General features: G+C 69.4%; 4 protein-coding genes. All 4 read right to left on the bottom strand.

Going from position 1 to position 4289, the window contains the following annotated elements:
* Positions 1-136 precede the first annotated feature (136 nt).
* The 4 genes from prcA to dop all read right to left on the bottom strand — a co-directional run bounded on the left by prcA (position 137) and on the right by dop (position 4039).
* Entirely contained in the window at positions 137-916 is a 780-nt protein-coding gene (gene prcA, locus ACFXG1_RS31495; RefSeq protein WP_384745605.1) for a proteasome subunit alpha, read from the bottom strand.
* A 58-nt stretch (positions 917-974) separates the two neighbouring features.
* A complete protein-coding gene (prcB, locus tag ACFXG1_RS31490) occupies positions 975-1820 on the bottom strand; it encodes a proteasome subunit beta (RefSeq protein ID WP_384719863.1) in 846 nt (281 codons plus the stop codon).
* Positions 1821-2034: 214 nt separating this feature from the next.
* Complete coding sequence (locus ACFXG1_RS31485; RefSeq protein ID WP_011027899.1) at positions 2035-2253, bottom strand: ubiquitin-like protein Pup; 219 nt, start codon at positions 2251-2253, stop codon at positions 2035-2037.
* A gap of 274 nt (positions 2254-2527) precedes the next feature.
* Positions 2528-4039 carry a depupylase/deamidase Dop gene (dop, locus tag ACFXG1_RS31480; RefSeq protein WP_384719865.1) on the bottom strand — a complete coding sequence of 504 codons (1512 nt, stop codon included), beginning with the start codon at positions 4037-4039 and terminating at the stop codon, positions 2528-2530.
* Positions 4040-4289: the final 250 nt, after the last annotated feature.

The following is a 4289-nucleotide window of genomic DNA, read 5'->3' as shown; positions in this document are numbered from 1 at the left end:
AGCGCGGTTCCTCGCCGGCCCCCGGATTCCCCCCGGTGGCCGCCCGCGTCCGCGGCGCCCCCCCCGCCCCATCCGGTCGGCGTTGGGTGTGCCCCCCGCCCCGGGGGGGCGCCCCCCCACCCCGGGCCATGGACTGCTACTCCTCCGTGCCCGCGGAGCCGTCGCCGGAGTCCTCGGCGCCGTCCGGGGCCGTCGCTTCGGCGGTGCCGGACGACCCCTCCGGCTCCAGCAGCCGGGCCAGCTGGCGGCCCACGATGCGCTTGAACTTCCGCTTCTGCGGGCGGGTGCGGTCGAGGACCGCGACCTCCAGCCGGTCCGCGGGGATCTCCCGGTCGGTGCCGTTGGTCTGGTTGGAGAGCGCCTGGACGGCCAGTTTCAACGCCGCCGCCAGGGACATCCCGTCGCTGTGCCGCTGGTCCAGATAGGTGCTGATCTGTTCCGCGTTGCCGCCGACCGCGACCGAGCCGTGCTCGTCCACGATCGACCCGTCGTGCGGCAGCCGGTAGATCTGGTCGCCGTCGGCGGTGTCGCCGACCTCGGCGACCACCAATTCCACCTCGTACGGCTTTTCCGCCTGGCTGGAAAAAATGGTGCCCAGCGTCTGGGCGTAGACATTCGCCAGTCCCCGGGCGGTCACATCGTCGCGGTCGTAGGTGTAGCCGCGCAGATCGGCATAGCGCACCCCGCCGATCCGGAGATTCTCGTACTCGTTGTACTTCCCGGCCGCGGCGAACCCGATGCGGTCGTAGATCTCACTGAATTTGTGCAGCGCGCGGGACGGATTCTCCCCGACGAACACGATGCCGTCGGTGTACTGCAGCACGACGAGGCTGCGGCCCCGGGCGATGCCCTTGCGGGCGTATTCCGCCCGGTCCTGCATGGCCTGGGCGGGCGAGACGTAGAACGGTGTCGTCACCGGCTATCCGACCCTTCTTTCGAAAGTTCTTCCAGAAGTCTTGTCAGGCACGGGGGCATCACAGGAGTGCGGCGCGCGGGCCGTCCGGCAGTTCCAGCCGGTGCTGCACGACCGATCGGGTCACATCCGAGGACTCCTCGGCGGTGAGGCGGTGGACACCCTCGTCGGTGATGACCACGACGATCGGATAGATCCGGCGCGCCACGTCGGGGCCACCGGTCGCCGAGTCGTCGTCCGCGGCGTCGTAGAGCGCCTGGACGACCAGGGTGACGGCCTGTTCCCGGGTCAGGTCGTCGCGGTAGAGCTTCTTCAGCGAGCCGCGGGCGAAGACGGACCCCGAGCCGGTGGCGGTGAAGCCCTGCTCCTCGAAGCGGCCGCCGGTGACGTCGTACGAGAAGATCCGGCCGCGCTCGCGGTCGACGTCGTACCCCGCGAAGAGGGGCACCACGGCGAGGCCCTGCATGGCCATGCCGAGATTGCCGCGGATCATGGTGGAGAGGCGGTTGGCCTTGCCCTCCAGGGAGAGCTGGGCGCCCTCGACCTTCTCGAAGTGCTCCAGCTCCAGCTGGAAGAGCTTGACCATCTCCACCGCGAGCCCCGCCGTGCCCGCGATACCCACGGCCGAGTACTCGTCGGCCGGGAAGACCTTCTCCATATCGCGCTGGGAGATCATATTGCCCATCGTGGCCCGCCGGTCACCGGCGATCACCACACCGCCCTCGAACGTCACCGCGACGATCGTGGTGCCGTGCGGGGCCTCGAAGGCGCCCTGTACCGCGGGCAGCGCGCGGTTGCCCGGCAGCAGCTCCGGGGAGTGGTCGCCGAGGAAATCCAGGAACGACGACGAGCCGGGCGTCAGGAAGGCTGCCGGCAGACGCCCGGTGTTACGTGAATTGGCTTCCACGCGATTCCTTCCGGGTAGGCGGCGGCCCGGCTCGGGAGCGCGGGCCGATCTTACGAACTGTGCACGGACATTACCCGCGCCGTGACCGGTCATCCGCCCCGGTGCCCGCTTTTCCTCGCGGGCGGGGGCACGGGGGCGGACACCCGGCGCTGTCACTCGGTGCTCACTGCGTACCGCGCGTCACCCGCGGTCCGGGCGGGCCGCGCCGACGGGGCTACTCCCCGCCCTTCTGCACGAAGGAACGCACGAAGTCCTCCGCGTTCTCCTCCAGGACGTCGTCGATCTCGTCCAATACCGAGTCGACGTCGTCCGAGAGCTTCTCCTGCCGCTCCTTCAGGTCCTCGGAGGCCTGCGCGTCCTGCGCCTGCTCCTCGACCTCCTCCGTGGAACGCGTGGCCTTCTGCTGCCCGCCGCCGGTGTCCTTGGTCGCCATGTCCCTCACCCCGCTCGGTTCGCCCTGACGTGAGTTCGTCCGGTCATGATCAGACGCTACCCAGACACTACAAGGAGCGTCCGGCAACGGCCCCGCACTTTTGACAACGTCCGGGGGCCGCCCTCGTGATTCCCGATAGAAGCCGTGCCGACCGGTCGCGTGGTGTCCGGCCGCCGTGATCCCGTTCTTCCCCCGGTCACGGTGATCATGCCCCGCCCCAGGTGCTTCAGTCCGTCTCGGGCCCTCGTCGGCCACTCCGGGACCGAAAGCGCCCTCAGCCGCCGGAGAGCACCCTGACCAGGTCCTCCGCCGTACGGCAGTGGTCCAGGAGATCCTTGACGTGGGCACGGGTGCCCCGCAGCGGCTCCAGGGTGGGGACCCGCTGGAGGGAGTCCCGGCCCGGGAGGTCGAAGATGACCGAATCCCAGCTCGCCGCGGCCACGTCGTCCGCGTACTGCTCCAGACACCGGCCCCGGAAGTAGGCCCTGGTGTCCTCCGGTGGCTTGCTCTGCGCCCGTACGACGTCCTCCTCGGCCAGCAGCCGCTTCATCCGGCCGCGGGCCGCCAGCCGGTTGTACAGCCCCTTCTCGGGCCTTACGTCGGCGTACTGGAGATCCACGAGATGGAGCCGGGCGGCGTCCCAGTCCAGCCCGTCCCGGCGGCGGTAGCCCTCCATCAGCTCCTTCTTGGCCACCCAGTCCAGCTCGCCGGCGAGGCTCATCGGATCGTTCTCCAGCCGGTTGAGCGTGTCCTCCCAGCGGGTGAGCACGTCCTTGGTCTGCTCGTCGGCGTCCCCGCCGAACCGCTCCTCGACGTACTTCCTGGCCAGCTCGTAGTACTCCATCTGGAGCTGGACCGCGGTGAGTGTCCGCCCGCTGCGGAGTGTGATCAGCCGCTTCAGATCCGGGTCGTGCGAGACCCGGTGCAGGGTGCGCACCGGCTGCTCCACCGCCAGATCGACCGCGATGAAGTTGTCCTCGATCATGGAGAGCACCAGTGCCGTGGTGCCCAGCTTGAGATAGGTGGAGATCTCCGAGAGATTGGCGTCGCCGATGATCACATGGAGCCTGCGGTACTTCTCGGCATCCGAGTGCGGCTCGTCACGGGTGTTGATGATGGGGCGCTTGAGGGTGGTCTCCAGACCGACCTCGACCTCGAAGTAGTCGGCCCGCTGACTGATCTGGAAGCCGTGCTCGTGGCCGTCCTGGCCGATGCCGACCCGGCCGGCGCCGGTGACCACCTGGCGGCAGACGAAGAACGGCGTCAGATGGCGCACGATGTCCGAGAAGGGGGTCTCCCGCTTCATCAGATAGTTCTCGTGGGTGCCGTAGGACGCGCCCTTGTTGTCGGTGTTGTTCTTGTAGAGGTGGATGGGCTGCGCCCCGGGCAGCAGGGCGGCGCGCTCAGCGGCGGCCGCCATGATCCGCTCCCCCGCCTTGTCCCACAGCACCGCGTCCCGGGGGTTGGTGACCTCGGGCGAGCTGTACTCGGGGTGGGCGTGGTCGACGTAGAGCCGGGCGCCGTTGGTGAGGATCACATTGGCCAGCCCGATGTCCTCGTCGGTGAGCTGGCTGGAGTCGGCGGCCTCGCGGGCGAGGTCGAAACCCCGGGCGTCCCGCAGCGGATTCTCCTCCTCGAAGTCCCAGCGGGCGCGGCGCGCCCGGTGCATCGCCGCCGCGTAGGCGTTGACGATCTGGGACGAGGTGAGCATGGCATTGGCGTTCGGATGCCCCGGGACGGAGATTCCGTACTCCGTCTCGATGCCCATTACTCGCCGTACGGTCATGCGGTCCTCCTTGCCCGGCGCCGTTCCCGGCCGGAAACGGCGCTCAAGTACCGCTGGTGCTCCGGTGCGCGTGCGGTGCCCGACCCCGCACGGCGCGACGCGGCGGTACCGATGAGCCTAGAACGCCGACGCGCCGGCGGGGGAGATCGTTTTCGTCATTGCTGGAAGTGGCCGGTCGGCCGGAAAAGACACCCGCTGCGGCTGCCCGGCCCCGGCATCAGCAACCGGAGTCCGCCGGCACAGGTACTGG

The sequence above is a fragment of the Streptomyces sp. NPDC059248 genome (assembly GCF_042753905.1).
Taxonomy (GTDB): domain Bacteria; phylum Actinomycetota; class Actinomycetes; order Streptomycetales; family Streptomycetaceae; genus Streptomyces.
Note: the sequence above shows the minus strand (reverse complement) of the source record. Positions and strands in the feature narration are given on the sequence as shown.

Bases quoted from the DNA above. Each gene is read 5' to 3' on its own strand.
- ACFXG1_RS31485 (WP_011027899.1), bottom strand. From the start codon at position 2,253: ATGGCGACCAAGGACACCGGCGGCGGGCAGCAGAAGGCCACGCGTTCC.
- dop (WP_384719865.1), bottom strand. From the start codon at position 4,039: ATGACCGTACGGCGAGTAATGGGCATCGAGACGGAGTACGGAATCTCC.